Origin of the sequence: Nitratireductor sp. OM-1, assembly GCF_003296175.1 — a bacterium.
Lineage (GTDB): Bacteria > Pseudomonadota > Alphaproteobacteria > Rhizobiales > Rhizobiaceae > Nitratireductor > Nitratireductor aquimarinus.
Genome location: NZ_CP029208.1, coordinates 2,574,486 through 2,594,981, shown reverse-complemented (window position 1 = coordinate 2,594,981; position 20,496 = coordinate 2,574,486). Strand labels below are relative to the sequence as shown.

The following is a 20,496-nucleotide window of genomic DNA, read 5'->3' as shown; positions in this document are numbered from 1 at the left end:
CCATTGAGTTGTCATCGCGGCACGGCAACGACCACTACCGAAGAGTATAGCACCATTCCAATACCCCACCTAGCGAAGTTGTGAAGCTCCAAATTGGTGAGTTAGACCACCGCAAAAAGCCCCGCCACTTAATAAGATAGCAGGGCAATCTCACCGCCCGCGCGGAAAACCACCTTTGGGGCCGACCGCACCTCAAGGATACGATCGCACGGCTGCAAGCGTTCTCAGATGCTGGTGCAGACGTGCTTTATGCTCCTGGCTTGCCGAACATAGACGCCATCCGAACGGTGTGCCGAGAAGTCGACAAGCCTGTGGATGTGGTCATGGCGTGCCTCATGTCACCAGATCACTGTTCGGAGACCCGTGTCCGCTAATTTTGCAGTGCTTCTCGAAACGATACGAGGCGCTTCGCTTGTTCATCCCACAATACGAGCTTGACGCAACTGAAGCTCTGAAAAAGCGTTATGCGGCCGATGTGCCGCAAATCAGGATAATCTCGCAGCACCTCGGGCAGACGGTAGAAGGGCACCTTTGCGGCCATATGATGGACGTGGTGGATGCCGATATTGCCCGTGATCCAGCGCAGGGGGAATGGAAGGTCGTAGTGCGAGCTACCGTACAGCGCAGCATCCTGAAACTTCCAGTCCTTGTTGTCCGACCAATGGGTCTGCTCGAACTGGTGCTGGATGAAGAAAAGCCAGACGCCCACAGTTGCCGCTATCAGCGTGATAGGCACTTGCACCATGAGGAATGGACCAATTCCCAGAAGCCACATCAGGCCAACCACAGGAACGGCCGCGCCGATATTGGTGGCAACCGTCGACACCCATGGCTTATAACCTGCCCACATCAGGCCGACTGGCAATCTATACTGACAGACGAAGAGCCAAGCAGGACCGATTCCGAACATAACCGCTGGATGGCGATAGAGCCGATAGCCAATACGGCCCCATCTGGACAGCGCGCGAAATTCACTGACCGTAAGCGTACTGACGTCCCCGATCCCGCGCTTATCCAGGTTACCTGCCGTAGCGTGATGGACCGCATGGGTGCGGCGCCAATAGTCGTAGGGAGTGAGCGTGAAGACGCCGATCACGCGTCCAGTCCAATCGTTGATCCCGCGCCGTGCGAACAGTGCGCCGTGGCCGCAATCATGCTGCAGGATGAACAGACGGACCAGGAAGCCGGCTGCAGGGACGGTGAGTAGCAGGCCCAACCAATATCCATTTGCAACAGCGACTGCGGTTAATGTCCACAGTGCGACAAAGGGAACCGCTGTCGCGGCTATCTCGACCGTGCTGCGGATCGTGTTCGGTTTCCGGTACTGTGCAAGAACCGCAGTCCAGGAACCGCCCTCGGGCTTGACGGCCGTGCAGCCGGCATTCGTCCCCTTCACGAGGCTGCCAGCCTGGATGTACGTCCGGCTTTTTTGGCGCGCCCCTTGGTCGGCACGGGCTGCGGTTGCCGCGCTTCCATTTGCAAGCGGGCCTGCCGCAGCCTCTGGGTCTTGGCTTGGCGGCTGTCTGTTTCCGCCTGAGTGATCGCGCGCGACGTGCTGTCTGTCAGCTCCGCCTTGCTCTGTGGCTTTTTTGGAACCTGTCGAAACAGATTGTCCCTTGTGATTGCATCAGTCATGTCATCGGTCTCCTTCCGACCAGTTCAAAGCAAAAAGGCCGGACAGAAGCCCGACCTCTCCTTCCGTCCCTACGATCCGTGCCAGTACATCTGTAGTCACGTCTCAAAAACGAAAGCTCATGCAGCGCGCAGGTTGTCAGCCGAGCTTTTGCCAGAACGACTTTCCTGAACGACCTCGAAGCTCAGCTTCTGGCCTTCCACAATTGTGCGCATGCCGGCACGTTCGACTGCGGAGATATGGACGAAAACGTCTGAAGCACCATCGTCAGGCTGTATAAAGCCGAAGCCTTTGGCTGCGTTGAAGAATTTTACGGTTCCAGTATTCATGAGGTTTTCCTCTCAATAGGCCATAGGAAAAGCCCTCCACGCGGGAGCACGGAGAACAATGCAGTTCGACATTGAGAGGGAAGATCATCAGGGCGCCTGGGGCGCGGAAACAAAGTTCGACAAACAAGATCGATCCACAGCATATAAGGCTCGTCGACCCGCAAGACAAGGCACCATCACACGGCCAACCATCTAGCCAGTCAAGCTTGGGCTCCGCAGCAACGGAGCCGTTTGTGATATCGGGGCGAGCGGATCAATGGGCCTAAGTGCTTCATACGTGGCATCGTCTGACGCTGGCATTGCCGATTGGATACAGGCCGCTGAGTGCGGTCGCTAATAAACTCGCGGCAAGGAAGGGGTAGCGCTGCACTGACAATAGCTATATTCACGCGGCCAATCCGGCGATTAGCGAGTTTAGCCAGAACATTGAGGCTGTCCCAATCATGTAGGCACCGGACAGACGCCATGTGCGGGCGTTGCTGCACTCAATATTGTGCTCAGCAAACCTACTACCCAAGAAAAATCAGCGCCACCGCGACAAAATTCATCTGTCCGGCCTCGATACCCAAATTGAATGTCAGAAAGCTGAGCGGCGCTTCAGATTGCGGCAAACCAATCTCTTTCAGCACGCCGGCAAAACCGAAACCATGCAGCAGTCCAAACGCAAATACCACAATCCATGGATAGCTCTCGGAGGACCGCATCGCAGCAGCTTATCAGCGAGTGAATGACCGGTTAGGGCCGTGAGCGGCGAAGGTTGGCTTTCAACCAGACGCTAATCTGCTGCACCGCCGCATGTCCGGTTGAAGCCCGCTTTGACCCTCAGAAAGTTGGTCGTATGCTGAGAGTGAACGAAGCAGGGAGGCGACGTTGACCCAAGTGCAAGGCAGCAAGGACTGTGGCAATTCCCCGAAGAACAAGTTCGCTCAGGATGTGGCGGTCGCTCTGGAATGCGGTGAAGCTGAGCCGAGCGCGTTCAGCGAAGACGTGATCTGGGAGAATACCTCAACAGAGCCAATCTCGGGAAAGAGTGCGGTTCTTAAGCATCTTAGAAATCGGCCGACACCAAGCTCTGTCTCTGTCCAGCACGCGATTTCGCACGGCAAGATCGGTTCTGCGAGCGGAGAGGTGACGTTCGCGAACGGGCATACTCGACGCTTCTGCCATGTGTTCGACTTTACAAATACCAAGGCCAACTGCGTCGCCGTCGTTAGAAGCTATAGCTGACCGCGCCAGTGTCCGCTCTGTCCGCATAGCTGACGGTCAAGCGTGCCCTATCCGGCCGCAGCTGCGGCGGCTGATCATTCTCCCTGTGTATCCACGCGAGGTTCGCTCTTGTCTACGAGGTCGACGCATAGTCGCCTCAAGATGGTGGTCCGAAGATCGGGAGCTGCTATCTACAGGCGAGCTCTAAGCAGGCACAAAGGTTGCAGCGCAGTCTTCCCGCCCTCGCCCTCGCGGGACAACTGGTCGGCTATCAGATTGGTATCAGATTTGATTGCCCATCACGCCGACTGTGCCTCTTTGCCAAAGACATAGGTCGAGCCGTTCTTCCACATCGAATGCATGAGAACGGCGATCTTACGAACCACGGCGCAGACGGCTCTTCGAAGGCCGAGACTTCATCAAGACGACGCGGGAATACGCATTCAACGAGCCGACCCTGCAGGTCTATCCGAACCGCTATGCGCCGATCATTCGCGTGGGAGAGGATGGGGAGCGGGAGATGGTGCGCGCCCGCTGGGGCATGCCGACGCCACCCATGTTCATCAAGGGAAAGCACGACAGCGGCGTCACGAACATCCGCAACACCTCATCCTCCCACTGGCGCAAATGGCTTTCACCGGAAAGCCGCTGCCTTGTGCCGGTCACAAGCTTTGCCGAACCTGACCCTGCCAGCCGGAAGGAAGGCGACAAGCGCACACCGAACGCATGGTTCGCATTAAATGAGGATCGGCCGCTGTTCGTCTTCGCCGGCCTCTGGACGCCATGGCACGGCAAGCGCATGGCGCGCGAGGAACCAGCCGACCATGAGGTCTTTGGCTTCCTGACCACAGAGCCCAACAGCGTGGTCGAGCCCATTCATAAGAAGGCGATGCCGGTCATCCTCACCACGGAAGACGAAATGACCGCTTGGCTTTCAGAGCCATGGGAGGAAGCGAAGAAGCTTCAACGCCCCCTGCCCGACGAGAAGCTGATGATCGTGGATGCGCCGAACATTCCCGAATGATCGAACTGCCGCGCCGCAGTGAGGAATACCCAAGCCGCTCCACGGATTGCCAGGCTGCGCTTGAGGTAGAGTTTCAGGACGTAGCCCGGTGCACAATAGGTGCAGTTTGGAGTGAAAGCGAGGTCGAATTCAAAATGCTGTGCCTGTCATTGACGGGAATGCACCAACGAGATCGCAGAACAGATGCTAGCCGCGATCTAGATGGTTCAGGGCAAACGAACAAGTAATTCAGGCCACCGACTAACTCGCCGGTACAGCCAGGATTAATTATCTGGCAAAGCTAAAACCCTAAGAGTGATGTCTCAACAATCAGCTGCCGCGCAAATTCGCATCCGGCATGCACCGAACTAAACGTCTAAGACACAAAAGGACGAAGTAATAACTACTACCCTAATTCAACATCAGGAATTGATACAAACCACTCACACATCGCTTTCAGACGTTTGCGCTTACTCTTAGTGAAATTACCCCAGACCTGTCCGTGAAATGGATTATCCGGGACAGGGTCAAAACCTACTTGCAACTCTTCCCCCCTTAGTTGCTGGGCAGAGAAACGAACTGACCCGATCCAAACTGGGCTCGTAACATGGACTCTAGGATCCCCCCCTGCGCCTTCAATAGCGCACTGTAGATCGACAGACATCCCCTCACCTGTGCCACTTGAGGCCTGAAATGCCATTGTAGACAACCTTCTGATGCCATCAGACTCGGTCACCACAAACTGTTCGGACACTCTTCGAATTACGCCGTGGGTAGAACCAATTTCATCATGGTCGTGCGGCTGCACTTTGCCATCGGCATCATAAGGCGGTTGCTTCAACGGCAAAATTCGGCCCCGTCAGTCGTTCAATCCATTCCTCAATTGGCGCGAAATCATTAGAAAGGATGATCTCTTGGCCATCGGGGTCTTCACCGCTCATGCTGCGCCATGCTGAAACCCTGTTTGGCGATATGACATGTAACTCCACTGTGTTATCCGCCATATGCCATTCAACTTGGAGATCACCTGACGGCCCGGGCACGATCTGTGGGACAGGCGTATCCCACCGCCACAGAGCTTGAAGCATAGTGCACGTGAACATTCCCGTTTCAAACTTTACCGGTGTCCCTGCGTATCCGTCCCATCCTACAGGCAGACGGATCAGCTCCTGAATGCGTTCGCTAACCTTGCGATGCCAATCGTCTGCAGGATGATCTACAATAGTCCGACACTTTGTACCCGGCCATTGTGCGATGTTCGAGGAACGAGATACTGGAGATGCTGCCCGCATACTGAAGTCAGTCATTTTACTCTCCCCCACCGCTTATGCGCATAGCTAGTCGTAATCTTTGTAAAAGATTCGACTATTATATTGCGCCCTTGATCCATGAATTCAAGAGTTTGATCAAGCCCCTCACCTTTAGGAAGCCCACGCACAGTCAGATCAACTACGATCATTGGGTGCCCGCGATTGTCAGCTGCGCTATTCACGCTAGTGAAAAGGCGGGCATGCGCTCCACTCTCGTCCCGCAGGACTTCAGTAAATCCGCCGCCGTAACCCTCGATTTTCTTATCATCAAATCGCAAAAAACTCAGCCATTCGTGCGCGTTGGGCAATTCCTTGGGACTCGCTCCATAAATGCGATTGATGTAAGTGATCTCGCACTGGTTCACCTGCAACCCACTACCAAATGTGGATCGACAGTACTTGTCAAGCTCTTGAAACTCCTTAGAAAAACTTCCCCTCACCGATTCGTATCTAGGATACTCCCCTCCCCTGCCATCGACCTGACGCCAATTAAATAGAAAGCGGGTCGGCTGAAATTGAATTAGCTCGTGCCAGTCTTCTGAAATGAACCAACACCTGGGATGATCGAAGGGTGGGCCAAACTGGAAGGAAACGCCCCCCGGTTGCGCCGGGCGCGCGCCAAACGCTTCAAAAACCGGTGGTAAAGGCGGTTGATATTCCACCTTGGAGTAGCGCTTGCGAAAAAGGTTCCAAATCTCGGTCAAATGCGCGAGATGGTATCCTGGGATGGGTTCAAACTGGACACCCAAGACAACTTCGTTGATTGGTGGCGACTCAAAGTCCGGCAACTGCTCTGGCCGACCAGGATATTGCTGCACGTCTTACCCCTTGATACGGCGTATGTGACTGCGATCTTGCGCTCCTCCGACTACCATACCTTTCTCGTTCTGCAAATCGATTATGAATAGCCAATAACAGCAAAGGATAGTTAAGTTGCTACCTAAATTGGGCTGACATCCGGCAATGCGGAACTGGGATATCTAAAGCTTGATGATCGAAACCAGACACGCCGCAAGACGATCATTTTTTCTGGATTACACCTCCTGTTCCTTTCGCCCGAAAGGGCCACGGGTGCGGCATTGATCCTCGCGGTGTGCCGAACGGGATGGCGCCAACCATCGCCCGTTGTTCCGAAGTTTGCCCTTCGGAGCCTCCGGTGGAAACGGGAGGCAAATCAGCATTACTTGCTATTGAGGCTCTCGCCCTCGCTGCGCGGCCTCAAGCCGCTGGAGGATCTCGCGGGTAACCCGCATGTCTGCGGCCAGCCCGTTCAGCGTGCCTTCGACGGCGCGCATTGCTGCGGCCGCATCGCTCGCCTGCTTTTCGACATTGCCAAGACGCAGCTCATGATTGTCGAGGCGGCGTGCATCTGCCTCACCGGATGCTGTGCGAAGCCATTGGGCAGGCTCTTGAGCACCTGACGAATGGTAGGCAATCGCCACCTGTAACTTCGCATCGGTGACGTAGGTGCGCTGGGTCGAAACCCAAAAGAAAGTTGAACCGGAAGGCCACGCCCCCGGGTTCCCTGTCGAGTACAGACCGACATCCCCCACCGGGACCGTGTCAATATTCCGTCCGGCAGTCGGCCCGTAATAAGCACCAGAATCGCGCAGCCTATGGAAGTTGATATTGTCGCCAACCTTCAGAAGTCTATCAACAGTGACGTCTTCCGGGCTCGCCGTCACATCGTGGAATGCGCCGGCTCCGAGTTCGACGAGATCCAGCACACCTGGCCCCGTGAACATTGGCACTGCGCCTGCAGCGCCAACCAGTCCCGCCAGAGCCGACACGTTGCCACTCGATAGGAGCTGCCCGATTTCCTGCAACGCCTGCCGGTAGGCCACATGATAGGGCGTAAAGGTCACGCGATACGGCGCAGCGGCCTGCGTAGGTCCCGGCCACGGATAGGCCAGTGTGATTTGCGTATCGCTGTCCACCGACGCAATCGGGATCGGTCTGCCGACGTGCTTGCCGAAATCATCCGCCGGCCGCACGATCTGCGACCAGGCAGTGCCCTGCCCTGTCACAACGGTCTGGCCCTGCGTGATGGATGCCGTGCCGCTTTCGTAATAGCCCTGATCGTAGAGGTTACCCGCCATTCTGCGCGCCCTTCTTTTCAGCCTTGGCCGCGCCGTCCTGCGCTGCCGCGTCCCGCAGCTTGCCGTTGATTTTCGTCAGCCGGTCGATTTCCGCCTGCATGGCGTCCTTCTCCTGCCGCTCACGCTCTAGCGCGTCGGCAAGCATCAGGTTTCGGTTACGGTAAAAGTCGTTGAGCGCAGTCGCCTCGACGGCAACAGCCATCGGGCTGACCTGCTTCTTGGGCTGGTCAGTCATTGGATATCCGGTGGTGTGTGATGGTCTCAGAGGTGCGCGATCAGCGTCGCTGTGCGGCTACATGGAGCCTACGTTGTGACACGGTCCAGCCCTGATTAGCCCCAGCACCTTGTGCGTACATCTTTACGAGAAAAGTGTGCGTCCCAGGAGTGGGCGTCATCCAAACGAATTCACGCTGAAACGGTGAGCGTTCGGTTTTGTCAGATAGAAGGAAACTCCCATCAACGTAGAAATTGAAGACCGGAACAAAATTCAGATTGTCCGTCTGAGCTGTGAATATGCAGCGAACGAACAGCGCATCAGACGGAACCGTCAGTGTCACAGACTGAACGTCGGTCTGCACAAAGGAAACAAACAGACCACCCGCCGTATAGGCGCTATTTGTGACGTTAATCGCATCGCCTGCAAGCTTGAGCGTATCAACTGACAGGTTGGCAATCTTGGCACTGGTGATCGATGCGTCGGCAATCTGGGCTGTTCCAATGGAAACGTTGGTGATCTTCGCCCAATCGACATAGAGCTGATCTGCGTAGAGAGCGCCATTCTGAATGACGACTGGCCTGAAGTTGTCAGATCCATCTGTGAACACGAACTGGTCAGCCAGCGCCGCAAACCGCGTCGGATCAAGCTCATTCGAGGGGACATCCAAGAACCACGAGGCAGAGCGCCACGCACCGGCCCCGCCGACGCGCGCTTGCGCACCAATGCGGGATGAGTACCCGGAAGGGCCGGCTGACACTTCCATGCGGAAGTTGCCCTCCGCCGAAAGATCATCCACGGTGGCTGTGACTGCCGTGATCGCGTTGGCATTCGCTGTGACGCGCCCATCGACTTCATTAATTTCGGTGGTCAGCAGATCGACGGCTTGCGCAATGTCTTCGTCAATGGTGACTTCCAGCGCCTCAATTCGCTGCGCAATGGCCGAGCCCGGACCGACCGCCACCAGAATGGCCTCCTGGTAGGAAGCCGTGATGTCGTTGGCTGTAACCGCCGCCTCACGTCGCAACCGCTGAACATTGCCATACTGCTGATCGAAATCAGCCATGTCCTTCGTGGCATTGTCCAGACCACGCTCGATCTCTTCGCGCGTGTTGTAGTTCAGCCATTCGGAAGCATCATTCACGAACTCGCCTACGGCCTCATAATCAACCGCAGTGTCTGTGTTTGGCTGGTTGTTCAGCTTCATCGAGAACAGTCTGAACGGAGTCGATTCCAAAGCCAAGATCGACAAACGCGACGATGATGTTCCAGAGCGTCTCGATGAATTCCTGTTTCTGCTCCGCGCTCAGTTCGGCGTCGTCCAGATACTCCTGGTACAGCGCGACATCGAGCGTGAGCGTCGGGCGAGCGGGCCAACGCGGCTCGTCAGGGATCGCTTTGTCTTCTTTGACTTTGTGGTCTGTCATCATCCGTTCCCGCCCTGTTATCGGCTTGGCGCGCGCTGGCGCGTTCTCGTGCGGTTTTGCCGCCGCGCTTGCGACGTCTGTTCGCGTTGGGATTTCTCCGCTTCGACCTGCGGACGATAGAACTGTTCATCCAGTTCCTTGCCCCACTCATGGAGCTGCGACCCTTCGCCGAACTGCGCATCGGTGAGCAATCGGCCTGAGAAGCTTTCGCGGGCACTGACGACCCGTTCCTTCTCATTATTATTGTAGTAGTGTTCCATTTTTCGTCTCCTTTCTTCAGTTAATTAGAACAAACAGGGAACATACTATGAATTAATTCCTATATATTTCAAGTAAAAATCGAAAATAATCTTTGGGTTTTCACGCTCTTTACATATCTAATCCCCCGTCACTCTCGACTTCGCGTGGTTCTGCGTTCCTGGCCGCTGCGGCGGTCGACGGCTTTCTGGAAATGGCGTTTGGGGGTTTCGCGCTGTTCTTGGCGATGCGCGGCGCGCTCCAGGATGCCGCCCACGATTTCGGTTTCCTGTTGGTCGAGGCGGGTGAGCGTCCGTTCGTGATCCTGCCGGACGTTGCGTTCGGCCTGGCGCGTGATGGCGTCGCCGTCGAACTTGTCGGCTCCCATCCCGCGATGCTGGTAGCTCTTGTTTTTCTCTCCCGCCTTGTCGATCAGCCTTTTGCGTTCGGCTTCGACACGCGTCTGATATTCGCTCTGATAGGCCTGGATTTCCGCCTTTCGCTGCTCCGCATAGGCGGTCACCACCTTGGTGTAGGCGACCTGATCTTCGCCGCGCAGGCTTTTTGCAGCTTCATGGCGCAGGTTCGCCAGCCTGAAGGTTTGACGAATCTGATCGGAAAGGTTGGGGGGCCGGGAAGTCATGGCTGGCCTCGTTTTCCGCATGAAATTTGCAGCCGCCGAACCGCGCCCGCTAAAATCGATGCGTGAAAAATTTCAGATACATCGATGATGTCGAATCCTGGCTGGAGCCAATGAGCTACCTTGAGTTCTGGACCGCGATAGCGCCCTTCAATCTGGTCCTGCAGGATCGCGCGCATTGCGATGCGCAAATCCGTTCCGGCGAAGTCGATGAAGACACCGTGCTGACCGTGCTGAAGCACATGGCGCGCGTTGAACTGAGGGAGCGCCACGGGTTGAAATGGAGGCCGGTGACGCCGTGGCTGAAAGTTGTCTCTGACCATTAGCCCGCATCCTCTTTCCGGAAGAAGCGGACCCATTCGCACTTCCCGTTCTTGGGGAGGGAGTTGATAACGCCGTAAGGGCCGACAAACGTGCAGCGCGTGTAATAGCGCGGCACCGACAGATCGTACGGGCTTCCATTGTCGCGGAACGAATAGGACCAAATAACGTGCGGCAGGCCGATGAACTGGTAGAACAGGAATGCGGCGACCGGCACGACAATCCACACGAAGAAGCGCAGGCTGCGGAATAGAGCGATCATGATTGGTCCTCCGCTGGGCAGGTTGGCAGGGTGATGACGGGATCGGGTTCAAGCCTGCCGCCTTCAAGCGGATTGTCCGCGAGATCGAAGCAGGTCGGAGCCAGCATGTTCTGACGGACCTTGCGGCAATGGACGAAGCCAATGCCGGAGATGTGCAAAATTTGCTGGTCGTTCGGGAGCGCGAGCAGTTCGTCGGGAGTGAACATCCGCTCCCGGCCGGTCTGGTGGGTTCGCGTCAGGTCGAGCTTCTCGGAGCTTTCGGCCTGCGTGAAATTGACATTGTCGACTTCACCCAGCGCCTTCGACAGCCGTTCGGCCTCCTCGAAATTCGCCAGCTTCAGAAACTGTTTGTTGCAATTGTCTTCCAGCGTCGCGATCAGCTTCTCGCCGTTTTGACGCTGCATGTCGGCGCGCGACTGGGCGATATAGATGACGCGCAATTTGTAAGCGCGGAAGATCGTGACTTTTTCGATCAGATCCCTGGCGGGCGTGTTCGCGGCTTCATCGAGAATGATATCCGTACGCCCGCATGTCTCTGAGAGCTGGGCGCTCAGAAACGCATTGAAGTGAAGGCCGTAATAGGTGCCGAGCCGCGCGGCATTTTTCTGGTTCTGTACGAGGCAAACGATGTAGCTCTCGCGAAGCAGTTCGGCGTGCGTGATATCGGCATCGCGCCCGGCCTCATGCATCGGTCCACCGACCTGAAAAATGCGCAGGGCGGAGAGCGCGGCCAAATAGTGCTGGCTGTAATGCTCGGGGTCGTTGTCGCGCAGTTCCCGGACCTGCTTGGCGCGCGAGCGGGTCAGTTCGTCGCCTTCTTCGGCCTCAATATCGACGGCAGGATTCCATACGTCCGGGTCGCCAAGAAACGCCGCAAGGCCGCCGGGCGTGCATAGTCGCGAGTTGTGCGAAAGAAGGGTCAGGATGGCGAGTTCGATGATCTCGCGCGGCGTCTGCCGGAAGTAGTAATTCTTGTCCTCGCCTCCCTCCGGTTCCTTGATAAAGGTGTGCGAGGCGGTTTCGACTTCCAGGGCAAGGTCCGGAGCCCTTCGCTCATAGGCGTCGATAAGGTTGCCGAGCGGATTGATGCTGATCCGGTAGGCGCAATCCTCCCCATGACGAAACTGTCGTCGATGACCGCGGACTTGCGTCCGTATTTGACGCACATATCGGCGATCTGGAATGCGATCTCGCCTGACTTCACATCATTGATGACGATGGCCCGGCGATGATCAGCAAGCATGGCCTGGACTGCGGGCACCGCAACACAGGTTGTCTTGCCGCCACCCGAAGCGGCGTAAACGATCCAGGAGGTCGTGCTGTCGGGTTCGAATATCGGCTTGCCGAGTTTGAGGCTCAGCCCGATAACCCGTCTGATATGACTTTGTATCTTCCTGCGCTGCTTGCGATTGTGAGCAGTGCGCCGGAGATATCGTTCGAACAACCGGCGCATCACAACATCCCCGCCTGTTCGAGGTCATCGTCACCGGCAAGCTTTGCGGATTTGGGCTGACGGCCACGCCTGGAGAAATTCCGGATGGCGCTTTCGATGGCGAGCAGTTTGATAAGCGTGACAATGGCCCCACCCGTTACGGCAAGCGCCGAAAGCGCGATCATGATGCTCAGCAGGCCGAAGCCCCAATAATTCATGCCGGTCGGCCAGATCAGCCAGGCGATGAACCCAAAGCAAATCCCATAGGCGAACTTCAGGTTGATCATGGCGATGGCACCGGTGGAACGATGGAACGGCGTCATGGCGACACCTTCCGGCACAAGACCTCACCCGAAGAATCCGGCTGGCAGCTCACAATGAAGCGGGCAGGAATATCATCCGCCATCGCTGCGAAGACCGCCATGATCGGTTCATTGGTGGTCAGGAGTGCAAGGGTGGCAACGACGCCGATAAAGACGGCTAAAACGAGCGTGGCAGCTTTGCTCAGAATCGAGATCAGCTTCTTCATGACAATGGTTCCTCGGTTTTGGACGCACCTTTCCCGTTCGCCCCGGCGAAGGGCCGGGACGTTGCAGGAAGTGACAAAGGTTTGGATTCTCAGGCGGCGCTAATGATCGCCGCGGCACTCAGGCCAGGTATACCGGGCCGAGCGGAGCGCACCGGCACCGCTTAAGTGGCTTTGCAAACGCGAACCTATCCCACGGCCTTCCGCAGAAAGGGCATTCGAGATGTGGCGTCCAGAACGGATCGCCGCTAATGATGGAGGGGTCACGCATCGATCAGTCTCCAATTGATCCTGTGTGGCATCCGGCTTGACAGAGCCGGGCAGATGCCGTCCGGGCTCTGCAAAGCCCGGACGGCGGGTTGCTTCCTTACTTGCTAGCCTTATTGAAAGCGGACTGGTAAGCCGCGTTACCATTGGGGTTCGGGCGCAGGCCGTTTCCGGCATCCCTGCGGCCTTGCTCTGCATTTGCCGTGGTCATCGTTATTTCTCCTTTCTTTGACTTGGCTACCCACTGGATCGCTTCCATGTATGCGCGCCAGTTTTGGCGGGTACCCAGGATGCATTCTCTATGATTTCAAGACGGGCTGTCGCGCTGAGGAAGCGCTGAAGCGCGCTGAAAAAGCGCTGAAAGCTACGTTGCTAACTTGACCAGGTATGCGCTTCGCCGGAGAATTCGGAGGATGAACCTCATGAATTCGCAAAATCCGTTTAGGACCATTACGGCCGAGTCCAACTACTCGCCAGAATACCGCTTCAGGCTTTGGCAAGCTCTGGTTGACGATATTTCGCTGCTGAAAGTGGGATATCGAGCTTATTATTCACATATGATGCGGAGCTTCAGGGATTGGAAAAGTGGAGGTGTAAAATTCGTCCATCCCAATGGCGCCCCCATCAACCTGGACGAGTTAACGCGTGATGATTTGTATGGCTTTCTCGGAAAAGAGCATCAGCGACCCCTTGGGCCGTCGCGGAATATCCATCATTTCAAGTTCGCGGTCATTGATGTCTTTTTTAAAACAAAATATCCCGTTGTAGCGCGCGCATTCGCAGACGATGGTTTGCTGGAGTCATTAGGCAAAGTTGCCACAATGTTTTATGGACAGGCTAACATCGATGGAGATGGCAGCAGCTATTCTAATTCGCTGATCATTCACGACCAGCTTGAGGGCGTTTACGTACGGGAATCCGTTTCTTGGAATAAGATTTATAAAGACACGCATATATCCGCATATATTATAAAGAACTCTGAAAGCCCCTTTTATGCAAAAATTAAGAAATTATATTTCCCGACAGAAGAAATATGCATCGCTTCTGCTAAGAGTAAGGCTGAAAATGTAAACTGGGCAGAATATAACAACAGTAGAATTATTACGTATGACGGCATCTGTTTTCCGAATGCTATAAAGTCAGGTGAGCCAAACCTCACTTGTATGATGCGGGATGTCGTCGAGTACACAAGCTACACAAGTTCTATTCAGCTTTCAGCGAGCTACGGGGAGGAGGGCTTCGGACCGTACAGCCAGAGATCTATCCGGGAGAATGTCTTTCCTGTAGATCGAACAAAATCAACCGATTTAGACAGCAAAAATACAAGAGAGCTTCATTTCAAAAGTATATTCGTTCCGAAGTATATAATTCACGATGTCCCTCTTTTAAGATTTAATATCGAAGATAATTTATAAATAAATAGGGAATTTATTTCCTATATATATCGATATTGTGATAATATATTTTGTGAGGGCTAGAAATGTCTAGTCAAAAAATAAATCATAAATTTTATATAGATTTGCGACCTGTAAAACCGGATTACGATATTATTGCGCGCGCTCTCGAAAATGATTTCGAAGGGGTCGATGAGATATTGGCCGACAATCCGCGCGCGATTAACAGCCAGCGTCCGCGAACTGGTATTACCGCACTGATGGCGGCTGCGGGAGGCGGTCTGTCTGCAATGGTCGATCACCTGCTTTCCAAGCCGGGCATCGACACTGAGATTCGGGACGGATTTGGCAAGACGGCGATGGAACATGGTCGCCATTTCCCGAACATCGTCGGAAGCATAATGTCTTCCAGGCACCCAAACATGAAATGGAAGGAACCTAGGTTAGGTCCTGTACCCGACTGACCTCCGCATTTCGCCGCGCGTTTAATGCCCTACTGAGCGTAACAGGCGCTACTCCGAAATCTCTCGCCATACCTATAATCGTATCGGTCTGGTTTTCCAGCCGCTTGGCCGCGAGGCCAATCTGAACAGCTGTCAGCTTACGCGGCCTTCCGATATGTTTGCCGCGCCGCCTGGCGGCAGCCATACCCGCCTTTGTCCGCTCGCGGATTTGCTCGCGCTCGAATTCCGCAAAGACGGCAAGCTGGCCATAGACCATCCGTCCGACAGAGGTCGTGGTGTCGATGCCCTGCGTCACGGATATGAAATCCACCTGCCGCTCTCTCAGATCGTCCAGCAGCTGAAGCAGGTGCACGGTGGACCGACCAAGACGATCGAGTTTCCAGACGACCAGTGTATCGCCAGACCGTAAGCCGTCCAGAACCTGGTCCAGACCCTTGCGGTAGACACACGCGCCGGAAATGCCGTGGTCGCCATAAATCAGGTCGCAGCCACTGGCCTGCAAAGCATCCATTTGCAGCGCTTCGGTTTGATCATCATCGGACACCCGCACATAGCCAATCCTCATGGGAAGATTGTGCGTGGGCCGGGTGCGGGCCGCAACAGGAAATAAAACGTCGTAATTTCAGATAGTTGGTGCATGGCAAACGCTCCGGCTGGTCGCTATCAAAAGGGGTCCCTTTTGAGCATCCGGCGGAAAGCCGCCCTGACCGGTCGTTTCGCCTATCGAATCAGGGAAACGAGTTAAAATCAACACGAAAACTTGGCTTATGGCAATATATCAAAAGGGACCCCTATTGTTATCTTGTAGTCCAATGAATTGATTGACGCAGAAACAATAGACTCTCGCATCTCCCAAGCCGGTTGCTCTCGACGTATCAGAAAATGGGAGGTCACCGGATATGTCTAACGATCACCTGGATTTACTACGGGGACTGAACGGCGATCCCTATGCCACGTCAGGCCTGGGGCAGCTGGGCCGCGCCGAGTACGAAAGGCAACGGCGCCTGAAGGGAGAACGAAAAAGACCGGCGACTGCGGCTGAGGAGCCCCATCCGCTTGGCTCGGGCTACAGGCCGTTTCGCACGACCGAAAAGCTGATCGAGAACATGCCGGGAGGCGTCATCCTCCTGTTCTCCTGCCTTGGAGCGATTATCGCGATGGCGGCGGTCCATATCGGTTTCCCCGCGATCGCCACTGACATTCTCGCGTTCAATGCGGGCTGGCTGGCGTGGCTCGCCTTTCCGGCGGCGGCCATTGGCGGCTTTTTCGCCGGTCACGTTGCGCTGGCAGGACTCATCTACGCCATCGACTGGCTTCTGCAGGCTGCGATGGCTGCCACCTTCGCTGCCGCCTTCTTCGGCCTGATCTATCTGTTGTTCGTCAGGTAGCGCCACCGGTTTCACATCACCCTAAAATCTCATAGGAGAAAGCAGCATGTCCTCGCTGAAACGAGCACTCGTGGTCGCATTCGTGGCCTCAGTCTCTCTTATCCCGGTTTACGCCGGGGCACAGGAACCGGAGTTTCGGTATTTCACGCCACATGAGAGCATTTTGAACGCCATCGAAAACGGCGAGGATGTGCGCGGCTATAAACTGTGCGCAACCGAAGGATGGAGCCCGCCCTACGCTGCCAAGCCTGATGTCGTAAAGGGATTTGGGGTCCTGTTTGTCCCGTCGGCGAGCGACGCCGTTTTGACCAATAGGGGCGGTGCCTGTGATCTCGTCGCTCTGCCGTGGTCGGAGGGGAAAGAGCGCGAGCAAAGCCAGAAAGCATTGAAGAGCTACTTCCAGCCCATCCCTTCGCTCAATGGTGGTTGATCCGCTGAACGTTGGCTGCTGCCATCATTTCAGGCATCGTTGAAACGCCATGGCAGAGCGAAAGATCATTGACGGACGGCTTCATGAGAAGCGCATCACCCCCTGCTTCGTATGTGACGGAGCGGGGGAGTACGACGTTCATGGCACGATGCCGATGAAGCCGTGCGAGGAATGCGGCGGCACAGGGAATGACCCCGAGGGTCCCTTTGTCGTGTGGAGCGCCGTCGAGCCTCCAAAGACGCCGACGCCCTGCCGCCCGCGTCCGCAATCTCTCTGGTATGGTGCGAACGAGTAAGAGAAGTCCGTTTCTCGCGGCAGAATTTTTCCTGCCGACTGACCAATCCAGCCAGCCTTGACGACGCGTTTACCGAACACGGCGCGTGTACGCTCCGCCGTGCAATGGCGCTGCCCGATCCATTCGCTTCGCTCCCGTGTTGGCCATTGTCACGCACGCTTTCCGGTCCGGTTTTTTCCGCGCATCGGCTGGATGGTCCAGTCGGACAACGAAAGGAAAAAACCATGACTACGACTAAAAACGAACGACCACTTTACCGCGTTACCTTCTCCCGCATCACCGGGACGGATGACAAGGGACAGGACATCCTCTCTCGCCCACGGGAAATCGGCGCAGCCTGGGCACGCAAAGGCGACAAGAAGGGTGCGATCGTCAGCCTCGACATCATCCCGACGGATCTCGTCAATCGGAACGGCGTCCTGTTTCTTGTTCCCGTCGAACAGGAAGATCGGGGGTTCGCATGAGCCGCCATCGTTCATCGAACCTGCGCTCGCCCAATCGGGCGGGCGCGCCCATGCAGACGTGTCCATTTGCTACTATTGGATTTTTAAATATCGATTCGAGGTAGGAGCAGGAGATGAAAGGAGAACTACAAACAGCATTGGACGAAATGCTAAAAGATCTGCCGCGTCAGTTTCTAAAGACCAAAATCGAGTACAAATTGAAAGAGGCGAATATTGAACCTAAGCCAGCACGAGTTGACCGCGTTGCGGATGCTATCATGGCCGGAGAAGAGCATTTCACGCTGGATGATGAAGTACCGGACCTTGATGTCACAATCGCATTCAGCGACGAAGATATTGCAGAACTGACGGAATCGATTGAGGACTTTTGCAGCAATCAGTTGCCCGAGGTGGTTACTAACGCCGCAAGCGAAACCGCGCATGAAATCTTCAAGACACTGAAGAAGAATTGGCCAGCGCAAAAAACGTGGCAAGACGGGGAAAGGGCACCATTCGAGATTAATCTCGAATTCCGATGGGGACAGGCTTTTGATTACTATCGAATGCTACTTACTGCCGCACGGGAAAAGGGTGAGGAATATCACCGCAAATTCCAAAAGTCTCGCGCCAAACGAAACAGGCACAAGCGAGCAGCGCTTTCGCGGTTGCACGCACGTGCCTGCCGTGTGGCTGAAGAAATCCTTGTTCTGCTGAAGGCGGGTTTCGCCGATGGAGCAATGGCGCGGTGGCGGACGCTCTACGAGATCACCACTGTTGCGACGTTGATTTCTGAATATGACGACGAACTGGCCGAACGATATCTCCTACACGAGGTTGTCGAGGCAAAGCGCGCCCTTGATGCGTACGAGAAAAATTACGCCGATCTTGGCTACCGCCCACCTTCAAAACGCGAGGCCGCGAACACGAGACGAGCATTTGATGCCGTCAAGGAACGGTTCGGAAAGCCATTTTGCGAACCCTACGGCTGGGCCGCGCACCATCTCAAAATCAACGGAAAATGGTTTTCTGACCTGGAGAAGGCGGCTCAACGTTCCCACATGCGCTCCCACTACAAGTTTGCGAGCCAAAACGTTCATGCGGGTACGAAAGGGATCATGGATCAACTTGGGCTGATTGACAGTCGGGACATGGTTCTTGCCGGGCCCAGCAACGCCGGTCTTGAAGAACCGGGACAAAACGCGGCTATCTCTCTCGTACAGATAACAGTGCTTTTGTTTGGCCCGAACTGGAAGTTTGACGATATCATAATGATAAAGGTTTTCCTTAAACTCCAGGAGAAGGCAGTCGAATCGTTCATCAAAATCAGCAGGCAACTGAAGCGCGATGAAAATGCCCTAATCCGTGGATCTTCAGAGGGCTCAAAAGATGCATAATACAGGCCCAACCGATTTCGGTTCATTTGACCCGGAGTGGGTTTGATTTCGCAGACCGCAAGATGTGTGCGGTAATACCACACCATCTTGGCAAGGGAGACGCTGGCGCTCTCCCGTTGCATCCCTCACGCCGTGGCGGGACCCGGCATCGAGCCTCTTCCCGCCATCCAAACGTATCGCCGATTGACCACTCGCAGGGAGATTTCGCTCTCCCTGCACCCATGCGATCAGGGGGCTATCGCGCCGCCCTGAACCCACTCGCAGACGTCTGGCCGCTGCACCACCAGTCAGGGCGCTTCCAGGCCCCCGACACCCCATGGCGAGGGGCGTGCCTGCCCCTTCGAACCCAGCCGCATTCGGATGTACCAACTGCTACCGATTGGATGCCGCTGGCTCATCCTGTGCTGGGCCAAAGATCCGCCTGTTGTTCCTACAGTTTGACAAATCGGGGGGCCATCCCAGCGACCATCTCTTTTGAGCAGAAATCTATGCCGAACAACGTGAGAATGGGACAGCCAAGTTCGGCAACGATTTGATGCCAGTCCGTGTTGAGTTTGACGACCGGCCATTCACCGCCCGTTATCCGCTTTGTTGCGGTGGCGATCCTGCCCGGCGACCAGTATATCGACGGGTCTATATCCCTGATCTGTCTCCCGTTCAGCCCCGTCCATGTGCACCGAAAGCTGACTGTCGAAGCAGTCGGAAAATGGCGCGCAAAAGCCCGTGCATGCCGGATCAGTTCCGCCGTCTCCCTCAATACGGTTTCTGGCGAAAGCCATTGTCCAGGGTCTTCCAGCCTTGCATCTTCGCGGTACCCGCGAACCAAGGTAGCGCGGCCATCAGGAGCAACGCGCCAGAAATCCGGCATGCTGGTATCAAATTGCCCGTTTCCGATCAGGTTTGTTTCCAGCAGATCACCCCCGGTTCCATCGGGATTTTCCGGGTGGACGGTTGCAGCAATCTCGGGCCGGGTGAACGGATAGAACATACTCCAGCCGGTCCAGACTGTATCGCGCACCTCATTGTTGACTTCTTCGAGAAGCGCCCGCAGTTGATTGATGGGGATATGCTGGTCTTCATGGCGAATGAGGTAGCTTAGCCGGTAGTGGTTGTCGGCAAGCGGCACGGGCCAGCTAAAATTCTGCGCCGCGTTAAGAAGTGAATCAAATCGCTCTCCGTTCGCCTTGTCCCAGGCCGATAGACGTTCTTCGATGCCAGGAACGCCTGTCTGTTTGTCCTGGAGGACATGCGACATCTCACGCAGCAGAGTTTCCCGGTCGTTCAGTATGCAGCGGCGAATGAGCGCGGACCATTGCTGTGGCGACGTTATCGGGGTGCTCTCTGGCCCCGGCGCGCGGATGTAATACGTCCCCGAACGCAGTCCTTGAGGCCTGCCGTTTCCATCCTGCGGGCCGTCACGAACTGCGCAAACAGGTGTGGCCTCATGACCGGGAATGTGGATGATCGGATATTCCTGCCCAGCGCTGCTTTCGACTTTCAGCACATGACATTCAAAGGTGGGGAGCAGGTAGCGCTTGATGATGGCATTAAACACATCGTGGTTATACGCATCCAGCGATGCAGGACGGTCGGGAGCGACCGAGAAATCATCCTGAAAGCCGAAGACCAGATAGCCGCCGCCGTGATTGCACAAGGCGGCGATGTGGCGTGCTAAGTTGGCCTTGTTCACCCCCTCGCTTAAGTCCAGCCAACTCTTTAGCTCGATATCAAGCGCCTCGCGAGGACTGTCGACAAGATCAGTAAGGTCGATGGTCATTTTCT

General features: G+C 55.6%; 27 protein-coding genes and 1 pseudogene. 10 read left to right on the top strand and 18 right to left on the bottom strand.

Features of this window, described 5'->3' with window-relative positions:
* Positions 1-149 precede the first annotated feature (149 nt).
* Positions 150-326, top strand: a pseudogene (locus DEJ54_RS12395) (isocitrate lyase/phosphoenolpyruvate mutase family protein); the annotation flags it as partial.
* Between the two features lie 44 nt (positions 327-370).
* Here the strand turns inward: DEJ54_RS12395 and DEJ54_RS12390 are convergent.
* The 4 genes from DEJ54_RS12390 to DEJ54_RS12375 form a co-directional block, all read right to left on the bottom strand.
* Positions 371-1,396 carry a fatty acid desaturase gene (locus DEJ54_RS12390; RefSeq protein ID WP_113154844.1) on the bottom strand — a complete coding sequence of 342 codons (1,026 nt, stop codon included), beginning with the start codon at positions 1,394-1,396 and terminating at the stop codon, positions 371-373.
* The gene (locus DEJ54_RS12385) at positions 1,393-1,635 is read right to left on the bottom strand and encodes a hypothetical protein (protein WP_113154843.1); all 243 of its coding nucleotides are present in this window, start codon (positions 1,633-1,635) and stop codon (positions 1,393-1,395) included. The genes DEJ54_RS12390 and DEJ54_RS12385 overlap by 4 nt, the downstream gene beginning before the upstream one ends.
* 117 nt (positions 1,636-1,752) lie before the next feature.
* Positions 1,753-1,962 carry a cold-shock protein gene (locus DEJ54_RS12380; protein WP_113154842.1) on the bottom strand — a complete coding sequence of 70 codons (210 nt, stop codon included), beginning with the start codon at positions 1,960-1,962 and terminating at the stop codon, positions 1,753-1,755.
* Positions 1,963-2,471: 509 nt separating this feature from the next.
* Positions 2,472-2,666 (bottom strand): HupE/UreJ family protein, encoded by a 195-nt coding sequence (locus DEJ54_RS12375; protein ID WP_245447539.1) that lies wholly within the window; start codon positions 2,664-2,666, stop codon positions 2,472-2,474.
* 166 nt (positions 2,667-2,832) lie between these two features.
* Between DEJ54_RS12375 and DEJ54_RS12370 the strand changes: the two genes are divergently transcribed.
* A complete protein-coding gene (locus DEJ54_RS12370) occupies positions 2,833-3,189 on the top strand; it encodes a hypothetical protein (protein WP_113154841.1) in 357 nt (118 codons plus the stop codon).
* A 397-nt stretch (positions 3,190-3,586) separates the two neighbouring features.
* Positions 3,587-4,192, top strand: a complete 606-nt coding sequence (locus DEJ54_RS12365; RefSeq protein WP_113154840.1) for an SOS response-associated peptidase — start codon at positions 3,587-3,589, stop codon at positions 4,190-4,192.
* Between the two features lie 800 nt (positions 4,193-4,992).
* Here the strand turns inward: DEJ54_RS12365 and DEJ54_RS23205 are convergent.
* The 8 genes from DEJ54_RS23205 to DEJ54_RS12325 all read right to left on the bottom strand — a co-directional run bounded on the left by DEJ54_RS23205 (position 4,993) and on the right by DEJ54_RS12325 (position 10,122).
* Positions 4,993-5,478 (bottom strand): hypothetical protein, encoded by a 486-nt coding sequence (locus DEJ54_RS23205; RefSeq protein WP_162742280.1) that lies wholly within the window; start codon positions 5,476-5,478, stop codon positions 4,993-4,995.
* Positions 5,475-6,299, bottom strand: coding sequence for a TIGR04255 family protein (locus DEJ54_RS12355; protein WP_113154838.1), 825 nt, complete (start codon positions 6,297-6,299; stop codon positions 5,475-5,477). The genes DEJ54_RS23205 and DEJ54_RS12355 overlap by 4 nt, the downstream gene beginning before the upstream one ends.
* Positions 6,300-6,668: 369 nt before the next feature.
* Positions 6,669-7,580, bottom strand: a complete 912-nt coding sequence (locus tag DEJ54_RS12350; RefSeq protein ID WP_113154837.1) for a hypothetical protein — start codon at positions 7,578-7,580, stop codon at positions 6,669-6,671.
* Positions 7,570-7,815 carry a hypothetical protein gene (locus tag DEJ54_RS12345; protein WP_113154836.1) on the bottom strand — a complete coding sequence of 82 codons (246 nt, stop codon included), beginning with the start codon at positions 7,813-7,815 and terminating at the stop codon, positions 7,570-7,572. The genes DEJ54_RS12350 and DEJ54_RS12345 overlap by 11 nt, the downstream gene beginning before the upstream one ends.
* A gap of 40 nt (positions 7,816-7,855) precedes the next feature.
* A complete protein-coding gene (locus DEJ54_RS12340) occupies positions 7,856-9,001 on the bottom strand; it encodes a hypothetical protein (protein WP_113154835.1) in 1,146 nt (381 codons plus the stop codon).
* Positions 8,961-9,221, bottom strand: coding sequence for a hypothetical protein (locus tag DEJ54_RS12335; protein WP_162742279.1), 261 nt, complete (start codon positions 9,219-9,221; stop codon positions 8,961-8,963). Before DEJ54_RS12335 ends, DEJ54_RS12340 begins: the two co-directional genes overlap by 41 nt.
* 17 nt (positions 9,222-9,238) lie before the next feature.
* A complete protein-coding gene (locus DEJ54_RS12330) occupies positions 9,239-9,481 on the bottom strand; it encodes a hypothetical protein (RefSeq protein WP_113154833.1) in 243 nt (80 codons plus the stop codon).
* 128 nt (positions 9,482-9,609) lie between these two features.
* Positions 9,610-10,122, bottom strand: coding sequence for a hypothetical protein (locus DEJ54_RS12325; RefSeq protein ID WP_162742278.1), 513 nt, complete (start codon positions 10,120-10,122; stop codon positions 9,610-9,612).
* An 89-nt stretch (positions 10,123-10,211) separates the two neighbouring features.
* On the opposite strand from DEJ54_RS12325, the gene DEJ54_RS12320 reads away from it, so the two are divergent.
* On the top strand, positions 10,212-10,424 hold the full coding sequence (locus DEJ54_RS12320; protein WP_162742277.1) for a hypothetical protein: 213 nt from the start codon (positions 10,212-10,214) through the stop codon (positions 10,422-10,424).
* Here the strand turns inward: DEJ54_RS12320 and DEJ54_RS12315 are convergent.
* The 4 genes from DEJ54_RS12315 to DEJ54_RS12300 form a co-directional block, all read right to left on the bottom strand.
* Entirely contained in the window at positions 10,421-10,681 is a 261-nt protein-coding gene (locus DEJ54_RS12315) for a hypothetical protein (protein ID WP_113154830.1), read from the bottom strand. The two genes, DEJ54_RS12320 and DEJ54_RS12315, sit on opposite strands and share 4 nt — an antisense overlap.
* On the bottom strand, positions 10,678-11,847 hold the full coding sequence (locus tag DEJ54_RS12310; protein ID WP_162742276.1) for a type IV secretory system conjugative DNA transfer family protein: 1,170 nt from the start codon (positions 11,845-11,847) through the stop codon (positions 10,678-10,680). Before DEJ54_RS12310 ends, DEJ54_RS12315 begins: the two co-directional genes overlap by 4 nt.
* Positions 11,848-12,133: 286 nt before the next feature.
* Entirely contained in the window at positions 12,134-12,436 is a 303-nt protein-coding gene (locus DEJ54_RS12305; RefSeq protein WP_113154828.1) for a hypothetical protein, read from the bottom strand.
* Positions 12,433-12,642 (bottom strand): hypothetical protein, encoded by a 210-nt coding sequence (locus DEJ54_RS12300; protein ID WP_113154827.1) that lies wholly within the window; start codon positions 12,640-12,642, stop codon positions 12,433-12,435. Before DEJ54_RS12300 ends, DEJ54_RS12305 begins: the two co-directional genes overlap by 4 nt.
* 677 nt (positions 12,643-13,319) lie before the next feature.
* Between DEJ54_RS12300 and DEJ54_RS12295 the strand changes: the two genes are divergently transcribed.
* Together DEJ54_RS12295 and DEJ54_RS23200 are read left to right on the top strand one after the other, a co-directional pair.
* The gene (locus DEJ54_RS12295; RefSeq protein WP_113154826.1) at positions 13,320-14,321 is read left to right on the top strand and encodes a hypothetical protein; all 1,002 of its coding nucleotides are present in this window, start codon (positions 13,320-13,322) and stop codon (positions 14,319-14,321) included.
* Between the two features lie 65 nt (positions 14,322-14,386).
* Positions 14,387-14,764, top strand: coding sequence for an ankyrin repeat domain-containing protein (locus tag DEJ54_RS23200; protein WP_162742275.1), 378 nt, complete (start codon positions 14,387-14,389; stop codon positions 14,762-14,764).
* Here DEJ54_RS23200 and DEJ54_RS12285 read toward each other — a convergent pair.
* Positions 14,739-15,329, bottom strand: a complete 591-nt coding sequence (locus DEJ54_RS12285) for a recombinase family protein (protein ID WP_204360801.1) — start codon at positions 15,327-15,329, stop codon at positions 14,739-14,741. The genes DEJ54_RS23200 and DEJ54_RS12285 overlap by 26 nt on opposite strands.
* Before the next feature lie 334 nt (positions 15,330-15,663).
* Between DEJ54_RS12285 and DEJ54_RS12280 the strand changes: the two genes are divergently transcribed.
* The 4 genes from DEJ54_RS12280 (at position 15,664) to DEJ54_RS12260 (ending at position 18,714) form a co-directional block, all read left to right on the top strand.
* Positions 15,664-16,152, top strand: a complete 489-nt coding sequence (locus DEJ54_RS12280; protein ID WP_113154824.1) for a hypothetical protein — start codon at positions 15,664-15,666, stop codon at positions 16,150-16,152.
* A gap of 46 nt (positions 16,153-16,198) precedes the next feature.
* Complete coding sequence (locus tag DEJ54_RS12275) at positions 16,199-16,582, top strand: hypothetical protein (protein ID WP_113154823.1); 384 nt, start codon at positions 16,199-16,201, stop codon at positions 16,580-16,582.
* Positions 16,583-17,101: 519 nt separating this feature from the next.
* Positions 17,102-17,341, top strand: a complete 240-nt coding sequence (locus DEJ54_RS12265; protein WP_113154821.1) for a hypothetical protein — start codon at positions 17,102-17,104, stop codon at positions 17,339-17,341.
* 113 nt (positions 17,342-17,454) lie between these two features.
* Positions 17,455-18,714 carry a DUF5677 domain-containing protein gene (locus DEJ54_RS12260; protein WP_113154820.1) on the top strand — a complete coding sequence of 420 codons (1,260 nt, stop codon included), beginning with the start codon at positions 17,455-17,457 and terminating at the stop codon, positions 18,712-18,714.
* A 430-nt stretch (positions 18,715-19,144) separates the two neighbouring features.
* Here DEJ54_RS12260 and DEJ54_RS12255 read toward each other — a convergent pair whose 3' ends face one another.
* Positions 19,145-20,491 (bottom strand): helix-turn-helix domain-containing protein, encoded by a 1,347-nt coding sequence (locus DEJ54_RS12255; protein WP_113154819.1) that lies wholly within the window; start codon positions 20,489-20,491, stop codon positions 19,145-19,147.
* Positions 20,492-20,496: the final 5 nt, after the last annotated feature.

Bases quoted from the DNA above. Each gene is read 5' to 3' on its own strand.
- DEJ54_RS12305 (WP_113154828.1), bottom strand. From the start codon at position 12,436: ATGACGCCGTTCCATCGTTCCACCGGTGCCATCGCCATGATCAACCTG.
- DEJ54_RS12380 (WP_113154842.1), bottom strand. From the start codon at position 1,962: ATGAATACTGGAACCGTAAAATTCTTCAACGCAGCCAAAGGCTTCGGC.
- DEJ54_RS12325 (WP_162742278.1), bottom strand. From the start codon at position 10,122: ATGCGGAAAACGAGGCCAGCCATGACTTCCCGGCCCCCCAACCTTTCC.
- DEJ54_RS12295 (WP_113154826.1), top strand. From the start codon at position 13,320: ATGAACCTCATGAATTCGCAAAATCCGTTTAGGACCATTACGGCCGAG.
- DEJ54_RS12265 (WP_113154821.1), top strand. From the start codon at position 17,102: ATGACTACGACTAAAAACGAACGACCACTTTACCGCGTTACCTTCTCC.
- DEJ54_RS12285 (WP_204360801.1), bottom strand. From the start codon at position 15,329: ATGAGGATTGGCTATGTGCGGGTGTCCGATGATGATCAAACCGAAGCG.
- DEJ54_RS12330 (WP_113154833.1), bottom strand. From the start codon at position 9,481: ATGGAACACTACTACAATAATAATGAGAAGGAACGGGTCGTCAGTGCC.
- DEJ54_RS12300 (WP_113154827.1), bottom strand. From the start codon at position 12,642: ATGAAGAAGCTGATCTCGATTCTGAGCAAAGCTGCCACGCTCGTTTTA.
- DEJ54_RS12340 (WP_113154835.1), bottom strand. From the start codon at position 9,001: ATGAAGCTGAACAACCAGCCAAACACAGACACTGCGGTTGATTATGAG.
- DEJ54_RS23205 (WP_162742280.1), bottom strand. From the start codon at position 5,478: ATGACTGACTTCAGTATGCGGGCAGCATCTCCAGTATCTCGTTCCTCG.
- DEJ54_RS12275 (WP_113154823.1), top strand. From the start codon at position 16,199: ATGTCCTCGCTGAAACGAGCACTCGTGGTCGCATTCGTGGCCTCAGTC.
- DEJ54_RS12255 (WP_113154819.1), bottom strand. From the start codon at position 20,491: ATGACCATCGACCTTACTGATCTTGTCGACAGTCCTCGCGAGGCGCTT.
- DEJ54_RS12260 (WP_113154820.1), top strand. From the start codon at position 17,455: ATGAAAGGAGAACTACAAACAGCATTGGACGAAATGCTAAAAGATCTG.
- DEJ54_RS12375 (WP_245447539.1), bottom strand. From the start codon at position 2,666: ATGCGGTCCTCCGAGAGCTATCCATGGATTGTGGTATTTGCGTTTGGA.
- DEJ54_RS12350 (WP_113154837.1), bottom strand. From the start codon at position 7,580: ATGGCGGGTAACCTCTACGATCAGGGCTATTACGAAAGCGGCACGGCA.
- DEJ54_RS12280 (WP_113154824.1), top strand. From the start codon at position 15,664: ATGTCTAACGATCACCTGGATTTACTACGGGGACTGAACGGCGATCCC.
- DEJ54_RS12315 (WP_113154830.1), bottom strand. From the start codon at position 10,681: ATGATCGCTCTATTCCGCAGCCTGCGCTTCTTCGTGTGGATTGTCGTG.
- DEJ54_RS12335 (WP_162742279.1), bottom strand. From the start codon at position 9,221: ATGACAGACCACAAAGTCAAAGAAGACAAAGCGATCCCTGACGAGCCG.
- DEJ54_RS12385 (WP_113154843.1), bottom strand. From the start codon at position 1,635: ATGACTGATGCAATCACAAGGGACAATCTGTTTCGACAGGTTCCAAAA.
- DEJ54_RS12345 (WP_113154836.1), bottom strand. From the start codon at position 7,815: ATGACTGACCAGCCCAAGAAGCAGGTCAGCCCGATGGCTGTTGCCGTC.
- DEJ54_RS23200 (WP_162742275.1), top strand. From the start codon at position 14,387: ATGTCTAGTCAAAAAATAAATCATAAATTTTATATAGATTTGCGACCT.
- DEJ54_RS12320 (WP_162742277.1), top strand. From the start codon at position 10,212: ATGAGCTACCTTGAGTTCTGGACCGCGATAGCGCCCTTCAATCTGGTC.